Origin of the sequence: Paenibacillus sp. NPDC101420 (genome assembly GCF_050277435.1) — a bacterium.
GTDB lineage: Bacteria > Bacillota > Bacilli > Paenibacillales > Paenibacillaceae > Paenibacillus_AQ.
Map to the genome: position 1 here is coordinate 365,123 of NZ_JBNNSE010000003.1, position 22,691 is coordinate 387,813.

Annotated in this window: 18 protein-coding genes; 11 read left to right on the plus strand and 7 right to left on the minus strand. The window is 44.0% G+C overall.

The genetic code is table 11. From position 1 onward, the window contains the following. Positions 1 to 18: 18 nt before the first annotated feature. Entirely contained in the window at positions 19 to 1,713 is a 1,695-nt protein-coding gene (locus ACQKMP_RS16885; protein WP_427470067.1) for a methyl-accepting chemotaxis protein, read from the minus strand. Between the two features lie 248 nt (positions 1,714 to 1,961). Between ACQKMP_RS16885 and ACQKMP_RS16890 the strand changes: the two genes are divergently transcribed. Then, complete coding sequence (locus tag ACQKMP_RS16890) at positions 1,962 to 2,393, plus strand: MarR family winged helix-turn-helix transcriptional regulator (RefSeq protein ID WP_052404451.1); 432 nt, start codon at positions 1,962 to 1,964, stop codon at positions 2,391 to 2,393. 88 nt (positions 2,394 to 2,481) lie between these two features. Here ACQKMP_RS16890 and ACQKMP_RS16895 read toward each other — a convergent pair whose 3' ends face one another. Next, positions 2,482 to 4,341 carry an LTA synthase family protein gene (locus tag ACQKMP_RS16895; protein ID WP_427470069.1) on the minus strand — a complete coding sequence of 620 codons (1,860 nt, stop codon included), beginning with the start codon at positions 4,339 to 4,341 and terminating at the stop codon, positions 2,482 to 2,484. Positions 4,342 to 4,624: 283 nt separating this feature from the next. Here ACQKMP_RS16895 and ACQKMP_RS16900 point away from each other — a divergent pair, with 283 nt between their 5' ends. Beyond that, positions 4,625 to 6,931, plus strand: coding sequence for a helicase C-terminal domain-containing protein (locus tag ACQKMP_RS16900; RefSeq protein WP_427470071.1), 2,307 nt, complete (start codon positions 4,625 to 4,627; stop codon positions 6,929 to 6,931). A 53-nt stretch (positions 6,932 to 6,984) separates the two neighbouring features. After that, positions 6,985 to 7,953, plus strand: coding sequence for a Gfo/Idh/MocA family protein (locus ACQKMP_RS16905; protein WP_427470073.1), 969 nt, complete (start codon positions 6,985 to 6,987; stop codon positions 7,951 to 7,953). Between the two features lie 76 nt (positions 7,954 to 8,029). Here ACQKMP_RS16905 and ACQKMP_RS16910 read toward each other — a convergent pair whose 3' ends face one another. Together ACQKMP_RS16910 and ACQKMP_RS16915 are read right to left on the minus strand one after the other, a co-directional pair. Beyond that, entirely contained in the window at positions 8,030 to 8,713 is a 684-nt protein-coding gene (locus ACQKMP_RS16910) for a CidB/LrgB family autolysis modulator (protein ID WP_042192587.1), read from the minus strand. After that, complete coding sequence (locus ACQKMP_RS16915; protein WP_042192585.1) at positions 8,707 to 9,081, minus strand: CidA/LrgA family protein; 375 nt, start codon at positions 9,079 to 9,081, stop codon at positions 8,707 to 8,709. The genes ACQKMP_RS16910 and ACQKMP_RS16915 overlap by 7 nt, the downstream gene beginning before the upstream one ends. Positions 9,082 to 9,193: 112 nt before the next feature. Between ACQKMP_RS16915 and cidR the strand changes: the two genes are divergently transcribed. The 8 genes from cidR to ACQKMP_RS16955 all read left to right on the plus strand — a co-directional run bounded on the left by cidR (position 9,194) and on the right by ACQKMP_RS16955 (position 18,951). After that, complete coding sequence (cidR, locus tag ACQKMP_RS16920; protein ID WP_042192583.1) at positions 9,194 to 10,087, plus strand: cidABC operon transcriptional activator CidR; 894 nt, start codon at positions 9,194 to 9,196, stop codon at positions 10,085 to 10,087. A gap of 147 nt (positions 10,088 to 10,234) precedes the next feature. Beyond that, a complete protein-coding gene (locus tag ACQKMP_RS16925) occupies positions 10,235 to 10,474 on the plus strand; it encodes an aspartyl-phosphate phosphatase Spo0E family protein (RefSeq protein ID WP_042192581.1) in 240 nt (79 codons plus the stop codon). A 195-nt stretch (positions 10,475 to 10,669) separates the two neighbouring features. Beyond that, positions 10,670 to 12,070 carry a hypothetical protein gene (locus ACQKMP_RS16930; protein ID WP_042192578.1) on the plus strand — a complete coding sequence of 467 codons (1,401 nt, stop codon included), beginning with the start codon at positions 10,670 to 10,672 and terminating at the stop codon, positions 12,068 to 12,070. Beyond that, positions 12,024 to 12,146 carry a hypothetical protein gene (locus ACQKMP_RS16935; RefSeq protein ID WP_262495583.1) on the plus strand — a complete coding sequence of 41 codons (123 nt, stop codon included), beginning with the start codon at positions 12,024 to 12,026 and terminating at the stop codon, positions 12,144 to 12,146. Before ACQKMP_RS16930 ends, ACQKMP_RS16935 begins: the two co-directional genes overlap by 47 nt. A 279-nt stretch (positions 12,147 to 12,425) precedes the next feature. Then, positions 12,426 to 12,872, plus strand: coding sequence for a MarR family winged helix-turn-helix transcriptional regulator (locus ACQKMP_RS16940; protein ID WP_076298122.1), 447 nt, complete (start codon positions 12,426 to 12,428; stop codon positions 12,870 to 12,872). Continuing rightward, complete coding sequence (locus tag ACQKMP_RS16945) at positions 12,865 to 14,625, plus strand: ABC transporter ATP-binding protein (RefSeq protein WP_427470077.1); 1,761 nt, start codon at positions 12,865 to 12,867, stop codon at positions 14,623 to 14,625. Before ACQKMP_RS16940 ends, ACQKMP_RS16945 begins: the two co-directional genes overlap by 8 nt. Next, complete coding sequence (locus ACQKMP_RS16950; RefSeq protein ID WP_042192571.1) at positions 14,622 to 16,511, plus strand: ABC transporter ATP-binding protein; 1,890 nt, start codon at positions 14,622 to 14,624, stop codon at positions 16,509 to 16,511. The genes ACQKMP_RS16945 and ACQKMP_RS16950 overlap by 4 nt, the downstream gene beginning before the upstream one ends. Positions 16,512 to 16,722: 211 nt before the next feature. Next, the gene (locus ACQKMP_RS16955) at positions 16,723 to 18,951 is read left to right on the plus strand and encodes an MMPL family transporter (protein ID WP_427470079.1); all 2,229 of its coding nucleotides are present in this window, start codon (positions 16,723 to 16,725) and stop codon (positions 18,949 to 18,951) included. Between the two features lie 90 nt (positions 18,952 to 19,041). Here ACQKMP_RS16955 and ACQKMP_RS16960 read toward each other — a convergent pair whose 3' ends face one another. The 3 genes from ACQKMP_RS16960 to ACQKMP_RS16970 form a co-directional block, all read right to left on the minus strand. Beyond that, on the minus strand, positions 19,042 to 19,359 hold the full coding sequence (locus ACQKMP_RS16960; protein WP_042192566.1) for an antibiotic biosynthesis monooxygenase: 318 nt from the start codon (positions 19,357 to 19,359) through the stop codon (positions 19,042 to 19,044). A gap of 754 nt (positions 19,360 to 20,113) precedes the next feature. Beyond that, positions 20,114 to 20,833 (minus strand): 3-ketoacyl-ACP reductase, encoded by a 720-nt coding sequence (locus tag ACQKMP_RS16965; RefSeq protein WP_341059256.1) that lies wholly within the window; start codon positions 20,831 to 20,833, stop codon positions 20,114 to 20,116. A gap of 172 nt (positions 20,834 to 21,005) precedes the next feature. After that, positions 21,006 to 22,553: an FAD-dependent oxidoreductase gene (locus tag ACQKMP_RS16970; RefSeq protein ID WP_427470082.1), complete on the minus strand. Its 1,548-nt coding sequence runs from the start codon at positions 22,551 to 22,553 to the stop codon at positions 21,006 to 21,008. Positions 22,554 to 22,691: the final 138 nt, after the last annotated feature.

Here is a 22,691-nt window from a genome sequence, read left to right on the forward strand (position 1 = left end):
TTACATGAATAAGAAGAATTATACTTTGAAACGTTCAATTAGAATCTGTAGCTTCTCGGCTAGCGAGGACAGGAAACCTGCAGCTGACTCCACTTCTTCCATGGCTGCAAGCTGCTCTTGTGAGGAGGCGGATAATGTTTCCGCACCGCTTGCTGTCTGATTAGCGACGTCTACAATATTCTGTAGAGTAGTAACGAGACCATCGGAGATGGAGGCTAGCTCGCGGACTGTTCCGGAAATCTGCTGACTTTGTGAAGCCATCCCAGAGACGGACATCTCAATCTCGGAGAAGGATTGACCTGCCGTTACGATTAATTCCCGGCCTTGATCCATCTCTTCTGTAGAGCGCTTCATGGTTTCTCCTGCTTGGTCCATCTGATTTACGATGATGCTTACGAGTTGTCCGATTTGAGCAGCAGATTGGGCGGATCGCTCGGCAAGTTTGCGTACGGATTGTGCAACTACCGCAAAGCCTCTTCCCTCTTCTCCGGCTCTTGCAGCTTCAATGGCTGCGTTCAGCGACAGCAAATTGGTTTCTTCTGCGATGCTCGCAATCGAACCCACAATATTCTCAATTTCCTTGGAGTAGCCACCCAAGGTTTCAATAATGACAGCTAAATCAGTGATGCTGTCACTGACGATGCTCATCTGTTGTGTAGTAGAGTCCATTGCTTCTCGACCTGTACGAGCCTTTTCGGCGTTACTGGTAGCATTATTCATTGCATTATCAGCATTTCCTGCAATCTCTGTAATGAAGTGTGACAAGTCTTGTACAGACTTATATCCACCCTCCAAATTTTGCAATTGTGTATTAGCTCCATCGGCAAGTTCAATCGAAACGTTGACACTGTACTCACCAGCACGGTTAGTTTCCTGTGCGCTGGCAGAGAGCTCTTCGGATGAAGACGCCACCTGCATGGAGGTTTCATTAACTTCGGTAATGAGCATGCGCAAGCTCTGCGTCATGCCATTGAAATTTCGAGCTAGTGTACCAATCTCATCCTTGCTGTTGAATGAAATAGGATCATGAGTAAGATCACCCTGTGCAACAAGATTTACGCCTCTGGATAGCTTCGTTAGTGGACTTACCATTCGGCGGATTAAGAGATATGCTGCCACAATAGCAATAACTAGAATGGAAGTCCCGATAATAAAAGGCTGAACAATGATGTCTCGGGTCCGTTCTTGAATTAATGGGCCATCGAAGTTAATAGCCATTAGAGCAACTATAGGCTTGGACGGATCATGATCCTGATAGATGGGGCCGTAACCCGTCTTAAGTGAGGTACCTTCGTATGTATAAACCTTGGAGTAAGCGGAATGCTTAGATTTAGTGATCATTTCTTTCTCTTCATCTGAGAAATAAAAAGTGTCGCCTGCTTTATAACCTCTTGCTTTGAAGCTTGAATCTGCGGCGAGGATCTTTCCGTCTAGCGATAAAATGAACGCCTCTTTAAAAATAGCCTTATGTGCCACAATCCAACCGATCCGGTCTTCGACAGCCTCCAATTTGCTTTGATCTCCTGCAATTAACGCGGTAATATCTGATGGGTCAATCAGCCCGGTTGTAATATTGGCGCATCCTACCAATTCGATACCTGCTGCCTCATCTACTTGCTTATACGCAGTACGGTATCCGAAGAACCCGATGGATGATCCAACAAGAAGTAACACGATGAACATCATCCAAGTTAATTTAGTTGCCAATTTCATTCTTTGCACCAACCTTGACAAAATATGTTTTCGGAGACAATCGCTCTCACTGCTACGATTATAGCGTATCGTTAAGCCTATGACCTTACATAGAATATAGTATTTTTGTGTCGGATATTGTGAATTTATGGAAAAATTATGGAAATAAACGTGATTATGAAATCTTTAGTAGACAAAAGCATTGAATCCTGACCAGTTCTAGTGGTACGCTTGTGTTATTAAAAAACGGATTGGGAGTTGAAACAAGGATGCCACATCAATTAGATCCGTTAATAGAGCGTCTTGGATTATCCATGTGGAGAGTACAGCGTAAGATCATGTCTCAAAGGACTTTGCATAAAGAACTCGGACTTACCGTACCTCAGATGGGTCTGTTAAATATAGTAGCGAAAGAGAAAAAGTCGCGGGTGGTACAACTGGCGGAGTCTATGGAGGTCAAATCAAGTGCCATTACCGTGATGCTCGATCGCCTGGAAGCGCTGGGTTTTATTAAGCGTGAGACGGATGGATCGGACCGGAGAGCGGTTGTGGTGACCATCACCGAGGAAGGTCAGCAAATACTTGAAGAAGGACATTTCCGTTCAAAACAGCTGCTTGCTGAGCATTTATCTATACTGAAGCCGGAAGAGCTGCAAAAGTTTGCGGAGTACTACCGTATGATCGAGGATCAGGAACGGTAAATCTCTAGCTTTAGCTTATAGATACAGAAAGAAGGCCACCTTCTCCGGAGAGAAGGTGGCCTTCTTTGAAATATAATAATGATAAGTTCTAAGGTTTAATTGGTTTGTCTGGCAGCTGCGTAATGTAACTATGGGAAAGCTGTAGAAGTCTCAATGCTCGGTTGTATTCATCCTCAGTAGCAGCCGGTGCTTTTCCATTATAAATAGGGTATTGGGTATTATCTTCAAAGCTGTTACCCGGAATAAGCAGTCCTGAGCTGGAAATGAAAGATCCAGAAGGTAAATAATATCTTTCTGGCAGTAAATTATAAGTCTGACTGAGTAGATCTTGACCGAAAACTAGGTTATTCTCTAATGAAATTCCAAGAAGACCAGCAGCAGTTGGCATAATATCCACTTCGCCACCGACTTGCTCTAAGGTCTGTGGTGCTGTGCTGTCTCCTGCATGAATGAGCAGAGGAATGTTTAACATATCCGCATAGGAATATTCATGACCATAAATTTCAGTCATTAATTGCTTATCATCATGATCGAGAGAATAAATAGGCAGTCCCATATGGTCTCCATAAATCATGATCACGCTGTTATCCCATACGCCATTCGCTTTAAGCTCTTCTACGAAATGTCCGAAGGCATCATCCGCATAGTTCTGGGAACGGATATAGTCACCCACAAAAGTACCTTCGTAACGCTCTGGTAGCTTCATGCGGTATTTTTCCTCAGGAATTGTGAATGGATGATGCGCTGACATCGAAATGATCTGAGCGTAGAAGGGTTGACCCTCGTTGCTCATTTCTTTCAGTTTGTCAGCAGTTTTACTATAGAGCGTATCATCAGAAGCACCGAAGAAGAAAACATCATCTTCACCAAAGAATGAGCGATCATAATAATGATCGAAGCCCAGTGAGTCATACAGCTCACCACGGTTCCAGAACTCTACGACATTGGTGTGGAAGGTTGCGGTCTGATACCCATTGTCTTTAAGCAAGCGTGGCAGACTTGGTAGCACCTTATCTACATAGGACATCGTTGCCGCACCACGCGGAGGGATGTAGGCGGATGTGTTCACTACGAATTCTGCATCTGACGTATTCCCTTGGCCTACCATTTGATAGAAATTAGGGAAGTAAAGACTATCCTTCATTACCTTGTTCAGGTTCGGTGTAATCTCTTGCCCGTCTAGCTCAAGACCCAGCAAGAAGTTCTGGAAGGATTCCAATTGAATGATAATAAGATTTTTGCCTTTAGCCGTGCCATGAAGTGGAGAACTAACCGCAGTATTAATCCCCTTCACTTTGTTGATGGCATCTTGTGTAATGTCACTTGATTGCACAAGCTCTGGTTCTTCTTTTGCAAAGATCGTATAGGCTTCGTAGTTAAGAATACCCATCTCCTGAGCTTTCTTAATTTCGTTCATACTAGCCTTATTAGGCAAAATGTTGAACAAGCATAAACCAAGTGAGACTGCGAATAGAACACTATATTTTATTTTTCCGTTACGACGGTTGATATTCTCTTTTTTATAGACACGGCCTTTCTTATTAAAGAAGAAATAGCCTCCTAGGACAATTATATCTGTAAAGATTAACAGGTAGTAAGGATCCATCAGTGAGAATACGCTGTTGCTGACGGCTGTGACTTGATTCACCTGTTCCGCGGCATGGTAAGTTACAATGACACCATAATATTTAAAATACATAATGGCTGCGAAAAAGATGGCTGTTACTAATAAATTGACTGTCATGTAATATCCAAGCTTTCGTTTGGAGGCGAACCGCTCAATAATACAGAAGAGCGCCCAGGCAAAAGGGATTTCTGTCAGTAATGATTTCCAAGGCAGCACATCATCAAAAATGACGCCCCAAGCCAGAAATGCTTTTAGGATAAAAAGTATTGTGAAAAACACAAAAGGTTTAATAATCCAACGTTTAATATTAAAGGATGACACAGCTTCCCCCTCTTTCTACATGATAAAACGCCATTTCTCAAACAGGACGAAACAGCACCAAGACAAAATGACTCCATAGTAATAAAATTTATTATGCAGGGCTAGCAGAAGAAAGTCAAAAACCGAAAGCGTAAGTATAAGCTTTGTGGAGTGCGTAAAGTTAAACACGCATGGGTGAAAGATAATGTTTATGCTATCCCATGGGGTTATACAGCGATTAAAGGACCGAAATAGACATTGGGAACAAAAAGGATATATGGCTAATTAAGGGAGGTGAGAATAGTTGGATTATACTGTAACCCTATCCGTTAGAACTCTCGTCGAGTATGTTTTTCGCAGCGGTAGTATTGAGCCTGGATTTCATGGTACTTCCTCTATGGTTGAAGGAACACGAATTCATCAGAAAATCCAAAAGCAATATAAGGAAGGTGACCGCAAGGAAGTCTATCTGAAAACAGAGATCCCTTATGGTAGCTTACTCTATATTGTAGATGGGCGCTGTGATGGACTGCTTGTTTCGGAGGATGGGAGCCTAACGGTCGAAGAAATCAAATCAACCTCCGGACTGCTGGACATGCTGGAAGAGGGACATGAGGTTCATTGGGCTCAGGCGCTGATGTACGCATATATGGTATCGCTGGAGCAGGAGCTTTCTTCTATTCAAGTAAAGCTTACCTATGTCCACCGGGCTACTGATGAGCAAAAAAGCTTGTACCGAACGTTGTCTTTAGATGAACTGATCTCATTTGCTAATGATACCATAGCCAGATATGCTCCGTACGCTGAGATGATGGTTCGTCATGATGCTAAGAAAGAGCAGAGCCTTCGAGAGTTACAATTCCCGTTTCCTTCTTATCGAAAGGGACAACGGCATTTTGCCGGAGCGGTGTACAAATCCATCGTAGAAAAGGTCAGTCTGTTCGCTCAGGCGCCCACAGGTATTGGGAAAACAATGTCAACGCTGTTCCCGGTCCTTAAAGCAATGGGCGAAGGACAAGCTAAAGGATTGTTCTATTTAACGGCTAAGACGGTTACCCGTTTTGCCGCACAAGAAGCAATCTCGCTACTGCTGACGCAGGGACTCCAGCTGCATGTCATCACACTTACTGCTAAAGAGAAGACCTGTTTTCATGATGAAGGGATTTGCGGTAAGGATTCCTGTCCCTATGCGGAAGGCTATTATGATCGGATTAATGATGCGGTAATGGATCTGTTAGAGCATGAAACGCTGGTGAGCAGAGACACCCTAGCACTGTATGCTCACAAACATAAAGTGTGCCCGTTTGAGTTCTCGCTGGATGCAGCCTATGCCTGTGATGCGGTGATCTGCGATTACAATTATATATATGATCCCCGGATCAGCCTGAAACGGCTAACAGAGGAGAGAAAGAGAGAAACGGTGCTTCTGGTAGATGAAGCACATAATCTGGTAGACCGGGGACGAGAGATGTTCTCTGCCTCTTTGCTGAAGGCCCCCTTTCTAGAAATCCAGCGTCAGTACAAGGAATTAAACCGTAATTTGAGTGCTGCAGCTAAATCGGTGAATGCTTTTTTTATCTCCCTTCGCAAAATTTGTAATGAAGAGGGGCAAGGGCAGTGGGCTTCGTTCCCGGAGGAGCTGCCAGCCTTGCTTGAGATATTTTCTTTGGAGGCGGAACAGGAACTTATTCACCCGAGCGCCAGCATTGTTCCTCAGAATGGAGAAGGAGAGAATGTTCTCCTGGATACCTATTTTGCAGTTCAGGGGATGCTTCGCACCTTTAAGACCTATGATGAACGCTACATAACTTATGCTGAGGTTCGGCGCGGCGATGTGTACTTGAAGTTATTTAATTTGGATCCATCGCATTTGCTCCGACAAATGTCCAAGAGCTTTCGAAGTCAGATTCTGTTCTCTGCTACGCTTTCTCCATTATCGTATTATCGGGATATGATTGGTGCGGTGGAGGAAGATTACAGTTTAACGGTCTCATCTCCTTTTCAGAAGGAGCAATGGGAAGTGACCGTGCTGCCTGTCTCCACACGTTATCATGACCGGGAAGCTTCCCTAATCCCGTTAACTCAGGCATTGAATCAAATGGTTTCAAAGAAGGGCAATTATCTGGTGTTTTTTCCTTCATATCTCTATTTACAAAACGTATATCAGGCCTTTACGGAGAATTACCCCGAAGTACGGACTTTGATGCAGGATACAGGCATGAGTGAGCAGGCTAGAGAAAGTTTTTTAGCAGCATTTAGTCCAGATAATGACGAGACGCTGTTAGGGTTTGCTGTACTCGGAGGGATCTTTTCGGAAGGTGTAGATCTGCCAGGAGACCGTCTCAACGGGGTAATGGTTGTTGGAGTTGGCCTACCACAGCTTGGTCTTGAGCGTAATCTGCTGCGTCAGTATTTTAATGCCAGAGGTAAAAATGGCTTTGATTATGCTTATGTCTACCCAGGAATGTGCAAGGTATTGCAAGCTGGAGGCAGACTGATTCGAAGTGAGACAGATACAGGCATTATTGTGCTTGCGGATGATCGCTTTTTGCAGAGTCCTTACATGCATTTGCTTCCCGAAGAATGGAGAGATTATCTTATCCGCTCATAAGAGGGTATAATCTATGAAAAGGTATTCATAATCAATCGGCAGGAGGAAAAAGAATGTCATTAAAAGTGGGTATTGTGGGTACGGGTTGGTTCTCTAAGGTACATGCTGATTTACTAGCAGAGATGGATAATGTCCGTTTGCAGGCGGTCTGCGGAAGCAGTAAGGCTAAAGGCGAAGATATGGCACGTCCATACGATGCTGCTGGATATGGTGATATTACGGAAATGCTGGATGCTGAGAAGCTCGATGCTGTTTATATTTGTGTGCCTCCACAATCTCATGGTGCGATTGAACGATCATTAATCAAGAGGGATATTCCCTTTTTTATAGAAAAACCGCTTAGTATGACTACTGAAATTCCCGCAAGCCTACTTCAGGATATCAAAGAACATAATTTGTTAACCTCGGTAGGATATCATTTCCGCTATCAGGAGAACATTAAACGTCTGAAAGAAACTTTGCGTGGTGACAAAGTCGGTATGATTATGGGGCAATGGATGGGCGGCATGCCAGGCGTAGCTTGGTGGCGTGATCAGAAGCAATCCGGAGGACAATTCACAGAGCAGACTACACATATCGTTGATTTGGTGCGCTATCTAGCCGGAGAAGTAAAGGAAGTTTACGGCATGTTCGGAAACCGGATTATGCATGAGCAGCATGAAGGTGTGAGCGTGGCAGATGTAGGCACCGTATCCCTGAAGCTTGAAAATGGAATTATTGCTAATATTTCAAATACATGCGTTTTACCTGATGAGGTGGGAAGTGTAGGTCTTAGCTTCTATAATGATCGGGGACTTTTGGACTGGAACCCGGATCGTCTCTTGGAAGTGCGAAGTGGCGATAGCACCGAATTTGCGAATACAGGAAACCCATATTTAGTAGAAAGTGAAGCCTTCATACATGCTGTACGGACGGGGGATCGCTCGCGCATTTTATGCGATTATGAGGATGGGTACAAAACTCTTAAAGTCACCTGTGCGGCCTACGATTCAGCGCAAAGCGGATTGCCTGTTAAGTTCTAAGGTTCAATTCATAGAAAAAGGACATGCTACTTTAGATGTACTAAAGAGACATGCCCTTGGCCCAAGCTGGGTTAGCCTAGTGGAGGAATATCGCGAGCAAAGCTGGCGCCACACCTATAGATAACAGCGCGGACAGAATCATCGCAATACTGGAGATGGTTCCGGTCAGTGAACTAAGCTCGAAGGCTTTGGATGTTCCTGTACCATGTGCAGCGGTTCCCAGCGATACACCGCGCGCAATTTCATTCTCAATGCGGAAGATGCGAAGTACAGTAGGTCCCATCATTGTACCAAGTATCCCGGTAATAATGACGAAGACTGCCGTAATACTCGGTACACCGCCGATACTTTGCGAGATGCTCATAGCGATCGGTGTAGTTACCGAACGCGGGACCAGACTAGCTGCCAGATCGCCGCTAACATGCAGCCATTTGGCGAGAAGTATGGAAGAGATCACCGCAACTATCGTCCCTGATAGCACGCCTGCCGCAATTTCGGCGGCGTGCTTTTTGAGTACCTTGAAGTTCTTATGCAAAGGGATGGCAAAGGCCATGGTTGCTGGTTGCAGCAAATCCGTCAGCCATTTTCCTCCCGCATTGTATGAGTCATAAGTAATGCCTGTTATAAGCAGAAAGATGATCATAATCACTGGTGTGATGATTAATGGAGAGGTGTAGACTTTACCGGTAGAAGCATAGATACGTTTCGCGAGTAAATACACCGCGACCGTGAGGCCAAAAAATAGCAGAGCGTTTAACATGATTCTTTCCGCTCCTTCGCTTTATAAATTCTACTGGTAAGTAATCCGGAACTAGCCATCACAACAAATGTGCCTAAGACGACAACGGCAAGAATGCGTAATCCATCCGTTTCCAGAATATTAGCGTATTTCATTACACCTATAGCAGATGGAATGAAGAACAGTAGGAGCTCAGCGAGTAGCCAAGAAGCACCAACCTCTACCCAATTCAGACGAATGACACCGAACTCAAGCAGGAGAAACAATATAATCATTCCGAGTATGCTTCCGGGAATAGGGATATGCAATAATGGGGTCACAGCATTGATAAGTAAAGAGAATAACATAAGTCCCGCCACCTGCAGCAAGCCTATAACAATCTTTTTCATAAGGCTTCGCTCCTTTCATAATAATGAAAGTTTACATCAATTGTTTTCATAGGTAAAATGAATAGATTGAATAAATGACATTCCTTTTGTCTATGGATTAGGGGGCACATAAATGGATATCCGACAATTAGAATATTTCGTTCAAGCGGCACGAATGAAAAGCTTTACCAGAGCTGCTGAATCATTATATATAACACAGCCCACGATCAGTAAAATGATTCGGAATATGGAGGTCGAACTGGAGGCAGACTTGTTCTACCGTGAAGGGAAGAGTGTAAGGCTTACAGACGCAGGGGAAATTTTGTTCACCAAAGCGCAAAATATCGTGGAGTCTTTCGCTAGCTTGTCTTCCGAACTGGATAACTTACGGAATCTGGAGCAGGGCCACATCCGCATCGGCCTGCCTCCAATGGTAGGAGCGAGCTTTTTTCCATCGGTGATTGGTCAATTTCATAAACGTTATCCGCAGGTTACGATTCGTCTTCATGAGGATGGGGCCAAAAAAGTGGAGGAAGATGTAGAAACGGGACTGCTGGACATTGGAATGGTCGTATTGCCTGTAGATACATCCAAACTTCATTGTTTTACCTTTGTTGAAGAGAAGTTGAATCTTATTTTGCCTATGGGGCATCGGCTGGCCGAGGCAGAGTTAGTTCCACTAAGTGAACTGGCTGAAGAGGAGTTCGTGTTATTCCGGGAGGATTTCACGCTGCACGATCGGATTATTACGGAATGTGTAAAAGCTGGATTTCAGCCGAAGGTTATATATGAGAGTTCACAATGGGACTTGATCAGCAAGATGGTAGCTGCGGGAATGGGGATCGCATTATTGCCGGAAACCATTTGCCGTGACATGGATCGCTCGCGATTGGTAGTCATTCCTTTGACAGATCCGGTGATTCCTTGGCAGATCGCTATGGCATGGCGTAGAGACCGTTATTTATCTTTTGCAGCACGTGAATGGATTTCTTTTGCAAAGGGACTATTGAGAACAGTACCCAAATGAGCTTCCCCACAAGCCTATAGAACCCGAATAAATAGCTATTTTATTTTTTGTGGATGTTCTGCAAATTTTTCTTTTTTTTTGAAAATATGTTTTTTGGTATCATGGATTATGATAGGAAGAGATGTTGATAGAGAGAAGGAGAGAGTTGTGACACTATATCAAGGTTCTTCCGAGAAAGCTTATAGAAGAGACTACAGAGAAGATGAGCTGTTTGTGACTATAGAGAGCCTTAGATGCGAATTGCTGGAAGTCGCGGAGCAACGGAGTCTTAGTGACCATGCTGTCCTAGAGCTAAGCGAGCGATTGGACGGTTATATTTTGCTGGCACAACATAAGATGATGGAGAACTTGCGCAGTCGCAAGGCAAGTGCAACAGCTTACTGCTGAAGCTCAAAAGCCGCTATTACAATAAATTAAACTCGATACATCCATAGAATTACACTATTACAAAGATCCAACCGATAAAGAGGAGAGAAATACGCTCCTCTTTTTGTCGTACAATCTATAAGTTGTACAATCCATAACTTTCACCTATAATGTCAATTAATAGGATCTTTTCAAGTCAAACTTTGGGGGTGCCGAGTGGAGGGAAAGTTAACAACTATACGCTCAGAAATTGAGAAAAATCTGTCCCGCTCCGGCCATAATCTCGCCTCATTTTCAAAAATATGTGGCCTGAATCGTGGAAGTCTCAGTGCAATTTTGCACGGGAATCCGCCGAAGCCTATGTCCCTGGGACAAATAGATGCAATCATTAAAGCCTTTGGATTTCCTGACGGTTGGTTGTATCCTTTATATATTGATGAATGCTTTAATGAGGAGAAGGTCTCACGCCGCAGGGTGGAGCCTTTTTTAATACGTTGCGCTGAACTAGGCAAGCAGCAATGTATTGATGAAACATTAAGCAAGTTATTGGAATATCCTAAATCGCTAGATATCGTTTATTCGATAGCTGAAAAATTGTTTAATAAAGGTAAAATAGATGAATCCATGTTTTTCTATAAAATTGTAGCAGAGAATGAGTCCGACAGTTACTCAGAGAGATTGGCTATCAGTCATTATCGTATTTTTAGAGCAATCTTATCAATTGTCGATTCAGATGAGAAGTTGCATGCAGTTATTACATTTGAACCTTTCAGGAATCGACTGCCAGAAAATATGCAGTTAGATGGTCTACTTACTCTAACGCAGTTGAGCTTTGATCTTCGTCGATGGATTAAAATGGAGTCGTTCGCTGATGAACTAAGAACGTTGGCCAATGCTGTTTATCGTGACCAATTACGAAAAAGTCAGGATAGAAGAAAGGAAGTTCTTCATACTGAACGTCCGCTTGTTGTTTATTATGGACATGGATATCTACTTAAAGCAATCTCACTTACCAAGCAGGGTAAATATGAGGAAGCTAAGAAGTATACTGCAGGCTATGCAGACCTTAGCTGGTTTGAAATGATTAACGAAGAAGGTCGTCAGGCTGTAGAGCAATTCCGGTTATTCGCAATTGGTAATGGATTCACGATAGAGATGTTGATGGGCAATGTGGATGTCTTGCCTAACTATACGGATTTTTTGGCAGATCACCCGGGCGAAATCTTGGCAGGACTTATTACCATTATGGATGCGGCTAATCGATATGGGTTCTCTGCTGATAATATACTTACACGATTCTCACGAGAAATGTTGAGATTTGAAGGGTTTCAGGAGCCGAATAACGTGGACCGTGTATTCCGTTTGTACTATCAAGTAGCGATCTATCAAATAAATAGGAAACGTTATGTTACAGGCGTGGATTATCTTGTGAAATCTCTCGAGTTATCTATTAAGCAGAATAATGGAAAAGACTTTATTAATTGTATAACTTTATTTGAAATGAGTAGAGATTATGCTAATACTGCTCAACAGGAGAAATATAGAGAATTAGTAAAGGGGGTGAGAAAAAATGAAAAAATCACTATTGATGATGGTAAGCGTGTTAGCATTGTTTAGCTTCATCATTATCGGACCTGTAGGCTCTGGAAGCAATGGAGGCATTACAACGTACGAGCATGGAGCTTGGTTCTAAGAATACAGAAATCTATTCAGTATTTTTATAATACAGAGTAATACATATACGAAATTGGACTCCCTTGCCATTGTGCTGGGGAGTTTTCTTTTTCGTAATAATTGATACCGTATTCAAAATTTGACAAAGCGTTGCACCGAAAATATAATTAGGTAGCCTAAATAATACAGTGTTTAATAATTAGCTGACCTAACTAAATTAGAGGTGAAAGAAATTGGGATAAACGGAGGAAATACAGAAAATACTGAAAATTCAGTCGCACACGAGCTTTTTGCGGCGATGAAACGGCTGCATAAAGGCCAATGGCAAAAGGGTGTTGAAGGCCATAAGCCGAGTGAGATGACTTTAATGATATGCATTGAAAAATGGAATCATTCTGATGATGAGGGTCTAAAGATATCTGAAATCAGCCGACTTCTCGGATTCACACCTCCAACTATTACGCAGTTGATTAATAGTCTTGAGGCGAAACAGATGGTGGAAAGACACGCAGATCCTTCGGACCGAAGAGTCGTACGCGTGAAATTGACGGAGAGTGGAAAAAAACTCACACGAAGAGCAGAGCAATACAGAGACGCAATGCTGGATGAGCTCGTACGTTACTTAGGTGAAAAAGAGACTAAGCAGCTCACAGAACTGTTGCTGAAAGTACATGCATTCGTTGAGGATAATCCACCACCTAATTGGGATAGGCTACAAATGAACGGAGATGAGAAGCTTGATTAAATTATTTAAACAACTGAAGCCATTTCGAGTAGCTATTGGTGCTGTATTAATTCTTGTGTTCTTGCAGTCCATGGGCGACTTATACCTCCCTACGCTGATGTCCGACATTGTCGACAAAGGTATTGTTCAGGGAGACCGTACTTATATTTGGAAAATAGGTAGCTTCATGCTTTTAGTAGCAGGGGGCGGGGCCTTATGTTCAGTCATTGCCAGCTATTTATCAGCAAAAGTGGCAGCAGGATTCGGTAAACTTACCCGTGCTCGTGTATTTAATCATGTAGAGAATTTTACACTGCATGAATTCGATAAGCTCGGTACCGCATCTTTAATTACCCGTACAACGAATGATATTACGCAGGTACAGACCGTACTTACTATGATGCTGCGTATGATGATCGGTGCACCGATGATGATGATTGGTGGTATCATCATGGCGGTATCTGAAGATGCGAAATTATCATTGATCTTTGTAGTAGTTATTCCGGTACTCGTTGGCGCAATTTTCTTTATCGGGATGAAGGGATTACCACTGTTTAAAGCGATACAGATCAAGCTGGATAAATTAAATCTGGTTCTACGTGAACATTTGACGGGTATCCGTGTTATCCGTTCATTTAACCGGATTGATCATGAGAATAAACGCTTCTCCGAGGCTAACCGTGATCTGACAGACACAGCGATCAAAGTAAATAAAATCATGGCCGGTTTGATGCCGCTTATGATGATTGTTATGAACTTTTCCATGATCGCAATTCTTTACTTTGGTGGGATTCGAATCGGCGATGGAGATTTGCAAGTCGGCTCACTGATGGCATTTATTCAATATGCGATGCAAATCATGTTCTCCCTGATTATGGTGTCGATGATGTTCGTGCTGATTCCTCGTGCTTCAGCTTCAGCCTTGCGTATCAATGAAGTGCTTGATATGCGGCCGGAATTCACAGATCCATCAGAGAGTGAATTACAAACAACGGCTCAAGCAACTAAAAAAGACGGCCGTGATCATATGCGTGGTTTTGTTGAATTCGATAATGTCTCCTTTTCTTATCCTGGCGCGGAACAACCTGCACTTTCGAAAATTAGCTTCAGTGCTCGCCCAGGTGAAGTTACTGCGATTATCGGGGGTACTGGTTCAGGTAAATCTACGCTGCTTAGCTTGATTCCAAGGTTCTATGATGTTAACGAAGGTGCTGTACGTGTTAACGGAGTAGATGTGCGTGAGATGACTCAGGAAGAGCTACGGAGCAAAATTGGTTACATCCCTCAAAAAGCGGTATTGTTCTCAGGTACGATTAACGAAAACATTCGCTACGGTAAAGAGGATGCTACCGATGAAGAAATCATTCATGCAGCCAAGGTAGCTCAGGCCTACGATTTCGTGTCAGCAATGAAAGATGGATTTGATTCGGAAATTGCTCAAGGCGGCAGTAATGTCTCTGGTGGTCAGAAACAGCGGCTGTCCATTACACGTGCGCTTGTGAGAAAACCTCAAGTTTATCTGTTCGACGACAGCTTCTCTGCACTTGATTTCAAAACAGATGCTAAGCTTCGTGCGGCACTCAAAGATGAAACCACGGAATCCACTGTTCTAATCGTAGCTCAACGGGTTAGTACCGTTATGGATGCCGACCGGATTATTGTTATTGATGAGGGTGAAATCGCCGGAATGGGCACTCACCGTGAACTGCTCGCGAGCAGTGATGTGTACCGCGAGATCGTATCCTCGCAGCTGTCAGAGGAGGAAATAGCATGAGCGAACAAAACAATAAACCTGCTGCTCCGCGCGCCCATAAAGGTCCTGGACCTGGTGGCGGCCCTGGCATGCGGATGCCTGCAGAAAAGGCTAAAGACTTCAAGGGTACACTTCGTCGTCTGATTAAGTATTTAAGACCTCGTATGGTTCAATTGATTATTGTTCTTGTAATGGCAATTGCCAGTACTGTATTCAGTATCTTCAGTCCTAAGGTTATGGGTAAAGCAACAACTAAACTATTCGAAGGTGCTTACGGTAAATTAATGGGTGTTGAGGGAGCTTCCATTGATTTTGGATACATTAATGATATCCTGATCATACTTGCGGGACTGTATTTGCTTAGTGCTCTATTTAGCTATATTCAGCAGTACGTAATGGCTGGCGTAGCTCAGAAGGTCGTCTACGACATGCGTGAGCAGATCAACAGCAAGCTGGAACGTTTGCCTTTGAAATATTTTGATTCCCGTACCCATGGGGAAATTCTAAGCCGTGCTACGAATGATGTGGATAACATCAGTACTACACTGCAGCAGAGCTTAACTCAATTGATTACTTCTATTGTCACCATTATCGGTGTCATCGTAATGATGCTTACCATCAGCCCATGGCTGACGTTGATTACAATTGTTACATTGCCACTCAGCTTCGTTGTAATTATGGCTATCTCCAAGCGCTCGCAGACTTATTTTGTCGGACAGCAGAAGTCACTCGGTCAGTTGAACGGTCATGTAGAAGAAATGTATACAGGTCACCGGATTATTAAAGCTTTTGGTCGTGAACCGCAGTCCCTTAAGGATTTCGATGAAATTAACGATAAGCTTTACGACTCTGGCTGGCGTGCCCAATTCATGTCCGGTATGATTATGCCGCTCATGATGTTTATCGGTAACTTGGGTTATGTAATGATTTGTGTAGTCGGCGGTATCTTTGTTACTAAAAAAATGATCGATGTTGGGGATATTCAAGCTTTTATTCAGTATTCCCGTCAGTTCACCCAGCCGATTGCACAAACGGCTAATATTGCGAATATTATTCAATCCACTATTGCTTCCGCAGAACGTGTATTTGAACTTCTGGATGAAGAAGAGGAAGTTAAGGAAGTTAATACTACACTTGCGAAGCTTGATGAAGGTACTCCGGAAGGTTCCGTTGAGTTCCGCCATGTGAAATTCGGATATAAAGAAGATGCGATTCTGATTGAGGACATGAATATTGAGGTTAGTCCAGGTCAGACCATAGCGATTGTCGGTCCTACTGGTGCTGGTAAAACCACTCTGATTAACCTGTTGATGCGCTTCTACGAGCTTAATGATGGGGAAATTATCATTGATGGCGTCAATATTACCAATATGAGACGGAGTGACCTGCGCAGCAAATTTGGTATGGTGCTTCAGGATACCTGGCTGTTCAATGGTACGATCCGCGATAACATTGCTTATGGACGTGAAGGTGCCTCAGAAGCTGATGTGGTGCGTGCTGCCAAGGCTGCTCATGCCGATCACTTTATCCGCACACTTCCGCTTGGCTATGATACGGTGTTAAATGAAGAGGCTTCTAATATTTCTCAAGGACAGAAGCAGCTGATTACGATTGCGCGTGCGATTCTGGCTGATCCATCGATCCTCATTCTTGATGAAGCAACGAGCAGTGTCGATACACGGACAGAATTGTTGATTCAGAAAGCAATGAAAGCATTGATGCAAAACAGAACCAGCTTCGTAATTGCTCACCGTCTTTCGACGATTCGAGATGCCGACCTTATCCTTGTTATGAATCAAGGTAGTGTAATCGAGAAGGGAAATCACGAGGAACTGCTTGCACAAGGCGGATTCTATGCTGATCTTTACAACAGTCAGTTCTCCGAAGGAGATTTGGACGCAGGCTAAGTTGAAGTGAAAGAAAAAGTATAGCAAACCATAAACCCCTCTTTTCACATGTTGCTGATTTTATATGTGAAGAGAGGGGTATTTTATATGTGATGAGGTGTTTTGATTTTTCAGAAAAATAAAAAAAGTTTGATTAAAAATTAAAGCATATATATGATAGAATTAAAAATGACCCGCGGCTCATTTTTAAGGCGGGAAGGTAAAGGAGAGGATGAAGGGAATGTCAGGCTACGGTAAATGGGTGGCAGGAAAAAAGACGAAATGGATTACTCTTCTCGTATGGATAGTGCTAGTAGGTGCACTTACCCTATTATGGCCTGCAGTGAATTCTCAAGTTGCTAATAATGCGCCCAATCTCCCAGATGATGCACAATCAATACAGGCAACAGCAATTGCAGAACAAGAGTTTCCAAGTGGAAGCGGAGTACCTGCATTGCTCGTATGGCATAGAGAAGGCGGGCTTTCACAAGACGATTTAGTACATATCACTGCTGTATACAACAAGTTGGAGCAGCTACCGTTACCCCATCAGAACTTTGTTCCCCCACTAGGGAAGCTGCCGCCGCAGGCACTGCAAGCCTCATTATCTGAGGATCTTAGTACACTGGTAACCCCGGTGCTTTTTGATAAAACGGCAGATAGTGATCAGCTCGGTGAAGCTGTGACAGAAATGAAGAAGATCATAAACACAGAGACGGGTGGAGACCCCTCCGCGGCTAAGGTAGATGGAAAAGACCTGAGTTTACGTGTTACGGGTCCAGTGGGCATCTCTATAGATGCTTCAGGCCTGTTTCAGAACGCTGACGTCTCCTTGTTAATTGCTACGGTCATGCTTGTGCTGGTGTTCTTATTAGTGATTTATCGTTCGCCGATCTTGGCGTTTATTCCACTTATTGCAGTTGGATTCGCTTATGGTGTAACTAGTCCGATTCTTGGGAAAATGGCGCAAGAAGGCTGGATCACCGTGGATTCACAGGCAGTATCCATCATGACAGTTCTGTTGTTCGGTGCGGGTACGGACTATTGTTTGTTCCTGATCTCACGGTTCCGGCAGTTGTTGAAGGTAGAAGAGAGTAAGAGTCGTGCGCTTCTTCGCTCCATTACCGAATCTTCAGGCGCCATCGCTATGAGTGGCTTCACCGTCGTGCTCGCGCTGTTTGCGTTATTGCTGGCTAAGTATGGAGCTTATCATCGTTTTGCAATACCGTTCAGCGTGTCGATTTTCATTATGGGAATTGCTAGCTTAACGCTTGTACCTGCACTTTTGGCGATCTTCGGACGGACCTCGTTCTTCCCATTCATTCCGCGCACGCCGCAAATGGAGGTTGAACGGGCTAAGGCTAAAGGAAAACCAGCTCCAGAACCCAAAGTCTCCCATAAAAAAGGGATTGGCGGATTTGTAGTTTCCAGACCTTGGGCTATCGTAGGAGTGACTGTCATCGGACTGGGGATTCTGGCTTCATTCTCTAGTGGAATCAAGTTTACGTATGATATCCTCTCTTCTTTTCCTAAAAATATGGAGTCCCGCGAAGGGTTCGACCTCATTGGTAAGCAGTTTTCTCCGGGAGAACTAGCACCCGCTAAACTGATTATTGATACTAAGGGGCAAGCGAGTGGAGAGGATCTTAAAGTCATTCTCGGAGGGCTCACGTATGTGGACACGGTTTCCGATCCGCAGCAGGGCGCTGTGAATAAGGATATTCTGGGTTATGATATCGAATTTAAGAACAATCCTTATTCACTTGAAGCGATGGGGCATATTCCAGCCCTTCTAGCAACAGCAGAGCAAGCGCTGATTGATGTAGGGGTAGAGAATCCTTCAGATCATGTGTGGGTAAGTGGTCAGACAGCAACGCAGTATGATACCAAAAAAATCGGAGATCGTGACACCGATCTGATTATCCCTGTTGTTATCGGGTTGATCACTTTGCTGTTGTTGATATATCTGCGTTCGATAGTGGCGACTATTTATTTGGTCGGAACGGTCATTCTCTCCTTCTTCTCTGCACTTGGCTTAGGCTGGATTATCATTCATTATGTGATGGGCGCAGATGCCATTCAGGGAGCGATCCCGCTCTATTCCTTTGTATTCCTGGTGGCACTTGGAGAAGATTACAACATCTTTATGATCTCTAATATTTGGAAAAAGCGTAAGAGCATGCCGCTTAAGCAGGCCATCGCGGAAGGCGTGAATGAGACCAGCTCGGTAATTACCTCTGCGGGCCTCATTCTGGCAGGTACTTTTGCTGTATTAGCTAGCTTACCGATTCAGGTGCTTGTGCAATTTGGTATCATCACCGCTCTAGGTATTCTACTTGATACCTTCGTAGTACGTCCGTTCCTTGTGCCCGCTATTACGACACTTTTTGGTCGATGGGCATTCTGGCCGGGGAAACATCAAGAGGTGGAGCAAGCTCTGCCTCGTAGTAATGAGCAATAAGCGACACACTGTAAAAATAAACAGGGATGTCTCAAAGCCATATTGGCTTAGGGCATCCCTGTTGTTATTGTCATGGTCGAAACCCAATGCTTAATTGCTGGTGCCGGGTGTTCGGCTGATCATCAGCTTATATTTGTCGATCGAAGCACCAAGAATGGCTTCATTCCCACCAGCACCGCGGTGTGATTGACGAAAGGATTCACTGGAGGTCCAGCCTTTAAATGCCTCCTCATTCTCCCACATGGTACAGATCTTTAATTCCTCAACACCTTCTTTGGCACTTCCTTGCCACACCTCCATACGGACGAATCCTGGCATATCCTGTACACCATTATTTCCTCCGAAACGTTGAGCAATGGCTTCACCATGACCTTCTTTAACCTTAATTGTATTAGTTACTACTAGCATATTAGGTAAACCTCCGTTCAGTAGTGTGATATCCATACATAAACAATAGGTTGAATATATAATTGCACTTTATACACTTAAAAGTTCTGTTTCGTTAAAAACGAAGCGATAAGTGTATTCTCTGCAACTAAATTCCATGAATTTGGCGAATGGTTGAAAATTGCCTGCTTTTAGTTGCACAGAGTGCAATTAAATTGTGAAGGATCCTCTAATTACGCTGAATAGATGTACAAAGTGCAACTATTGCTACTCGAACGCCTAGTAGTGACTAGAGCTCGATGTAACGGCCCTTAACTACAATTACTTATCGTAACTATAAGTACCAATCACAACTATAAGAAGAATATAAGCACCACAATATTATTATTACTAACAATTAAATAAGTACCTAAACCCCAGTTGCTTACTCTGGTGATGAAAGTGAAGTTTGATTGCAAAATGTGCAACAGAATAGCCAGGAACTAGTCTACAAAAGGTATTCTGTTGCACTCTGTACAATTGAATTAAGGTTAAATCGCCTAAAGTAGTGTTTTTCCCCAGTTTGATTGCACAAAGTGCAATCAAACCAAGTTTTAGCCGCCACCAGAGACATTCTATTGCACAAAGTGCAATCAGAGCATCGAGAGGAGTTAGAGCCTGAGGGATTATCGATCACAAATTGCAACAAAACAATCCAAGCTTCTTCCTCCTACATCCAGCCGCATTCTCCTGAACAAGTGCAATCAGAGCATGGCGTAGAACCAGCTGCTCCCTTTTATTGCGGATTAGTGGTCCAGAGTCCTGCTGTTTTTAGGAAGACACGATCCGGCAGCTTCAAGGCTGTTAAAGCCAATTCAGCTACATCCTCAGGCTGCATCATGCGGTCTTCGTCACCGATTTTAAGTCCAGCGTTGGAAGCTAATCCGGTGTTAACAGTGCTTGGAGTCAAGGCTACGACGCGGATGTTGTGCTTACGCACCTCTTGTGCGAGGGCTTCGGTCATGCCCATCAGTGCGAACTTAGATGCGCAGTAAGCCGAGCCTGTAGCAAAGCCGCGTTCTCCGGCAGTGGAAGAGATATTGATGATGTTTCCACCGTTCTTCTCAATCATAGCTGGCAGCGCAGCGCGAGTTACATAATAGGTACCGTAAAGATTGACTTGGATATGACTTTCCCAATCGGCAGGGTCCATTTCTACCAAAGTGCCGAATTTTGCAATTCCGGCATTGTTGATTAATGCGTCAAATGTTCCAAGCTCATTTTGCAAGAAAGCAACCGCACGTTCAGCTTCTTCGCGTACAGCGATATCCGCAACGGCAATGCTGACTTTAACGTCGTATACTTCCGTTAAGGCTGATTTTAACGCTTCGAGATCGCCTGAAGTTCTGGAGATCAGGCCCAAATTAGCACCTTCCTTAGCTAGTGCCATGGCTAAGGCTTTGCCGATCCCTTTGCCTGCACCAGTAATCACAACACTCTTTCCTCTTAAATCCATCTCTAACGTCACGCTCCTTTAAACATTTTTGAAGCTAATGCTTCGTTCATGTCCTATTATACCTGAATGCTATAGAGCATTCACAATCGCCGAAGGAAACGATTTGAAAATTTCCATGTATAGCGATGTTATTTTCCATGAATCCATCATTTGTTTCCACGAATGAAATGATTTATTCGTAAAGCTTCGTCAGCGGCACGGATGCAGGTCCCTCTAAGACTTCTCCATCATAGGAGAAACGGGAGCCGTGGCAAGGGCAATCCCAAGAACGGTCGCCATCGTTCCATTCGCATTCACAGCCCATATGTGTACAGGTTCTGTCTACCAGATGAAGCGTCCCTTCCGGATCCTTATAAGCTCCCACACGTTTACCGTCATGGAAGACAACAGCCCCTTCATCTGCCTTCAAATCACTTGTCTTTTTATGGACGATTTCTACTTTGCCCGCTACAAGCTCTTTTGCCACATTGGCATTTTGAACGAAGAAGCTTTTTAGGCTGGCGCCAGCTTTGAAGCGGGATGGATCGTATAGCTCTGTGTATGGATTATCCTTACGCTGAATCTGATCGGAGATAATTTGAGCGGACAAGGTACCGCTTGTCATGCCCCATTTTCCGAATCCGGTAGCGATATAAATCTCTTCGCTGTTCGAAATCTTGCCGATGTAGGGGACCTTGTCCAGCGTAATTAAATCCTGTGCTGACCAGCGGTAAGGGATCGATTTGATGCCCAGCAAGTGGCCTGCGAACAGCTCCAGATTCTCATAATGACCTATCGTGCAAATGCCTTGGCCCGTCTTATGATTCTCACCCCCGACGATAATCAGATTCTGGCCTTCCCACTCCACTGCACGCAGAGAACGGGTTGGTTCGCTGGCACTTAAATACATTCCACCCTCAAAATCCGTTTCGGGCTGGATCGCCAGACAGTAGGAACGTTCAGCATGCAGTCGCGAGAAATATAACGCACCTCCGTCGTAGAAGGGGAAATGAGAAGCTGACACAGCGTAACGGCAGGTGATACGGAAGTCATTCTTTTCCGTAAAAAGCGTAAGCGTATCGTTCTTCTCCACCTTGTCCGCCATCATCGTATGCTCATAGATCACGCCACCTTTTTCCACGATAACCTTCAATAAGGCCTTCAGATATTGCAGGGGGTGAAAGCGAGCTTGTCCTGGCAGTTTAATCGCACCGCTCACCATCAGAGGGATAGAGACGTTATCCAGCCATTCACCGGGCAGGCCTAATTGTTCATAGGCTTTATACTCTTCTTCCAACTGTTTAAGCGTTTTATGATCTTCAGCATCAGCGTACAAATAGGCCGCTTCACGTTTCATGTCACAAGACACTTCAAGTTCTTCAGCCGTTTTTAAGATCCAATTCATAGCCTCATTGTTCGATTGATAATAGCGCCGGGCATTCTCCGCCCCGAAATGTTTCAGCAAATGATGATAGATTAATCCGTGCTGAGTGGAGATCTTGGCGCTTGTAAAACCCGTAGTACCGCTGAGGATTTCCCCTGCCTCCAAGAGTGCGACTTTGTATCCGGCTTTGCTTAAGAGATAGGCTGTTGTAATCCCTGTAATACCGCCGCCCACCACAGCGACATCTGTAGAAATATCTTCAGTCAGCTTTGGAAAGGTCGGTAAATCTGTAGTGTCACGCCATATTGATTCTGGAAATTGCGGAAGACCTTGCGTTATTTTACGGTGTGGATCCATCTTATTATCCCTCCATCTGTACAATGCTCATTTCATTTATTACCACAGTCCCGTTAAAAGAAACTCTGTATTCATATGTGCAGTGCATGAATTCAGAGAAATAGTGCCAAAATAAGGTGGCATCCGGGAAGCGCAGGA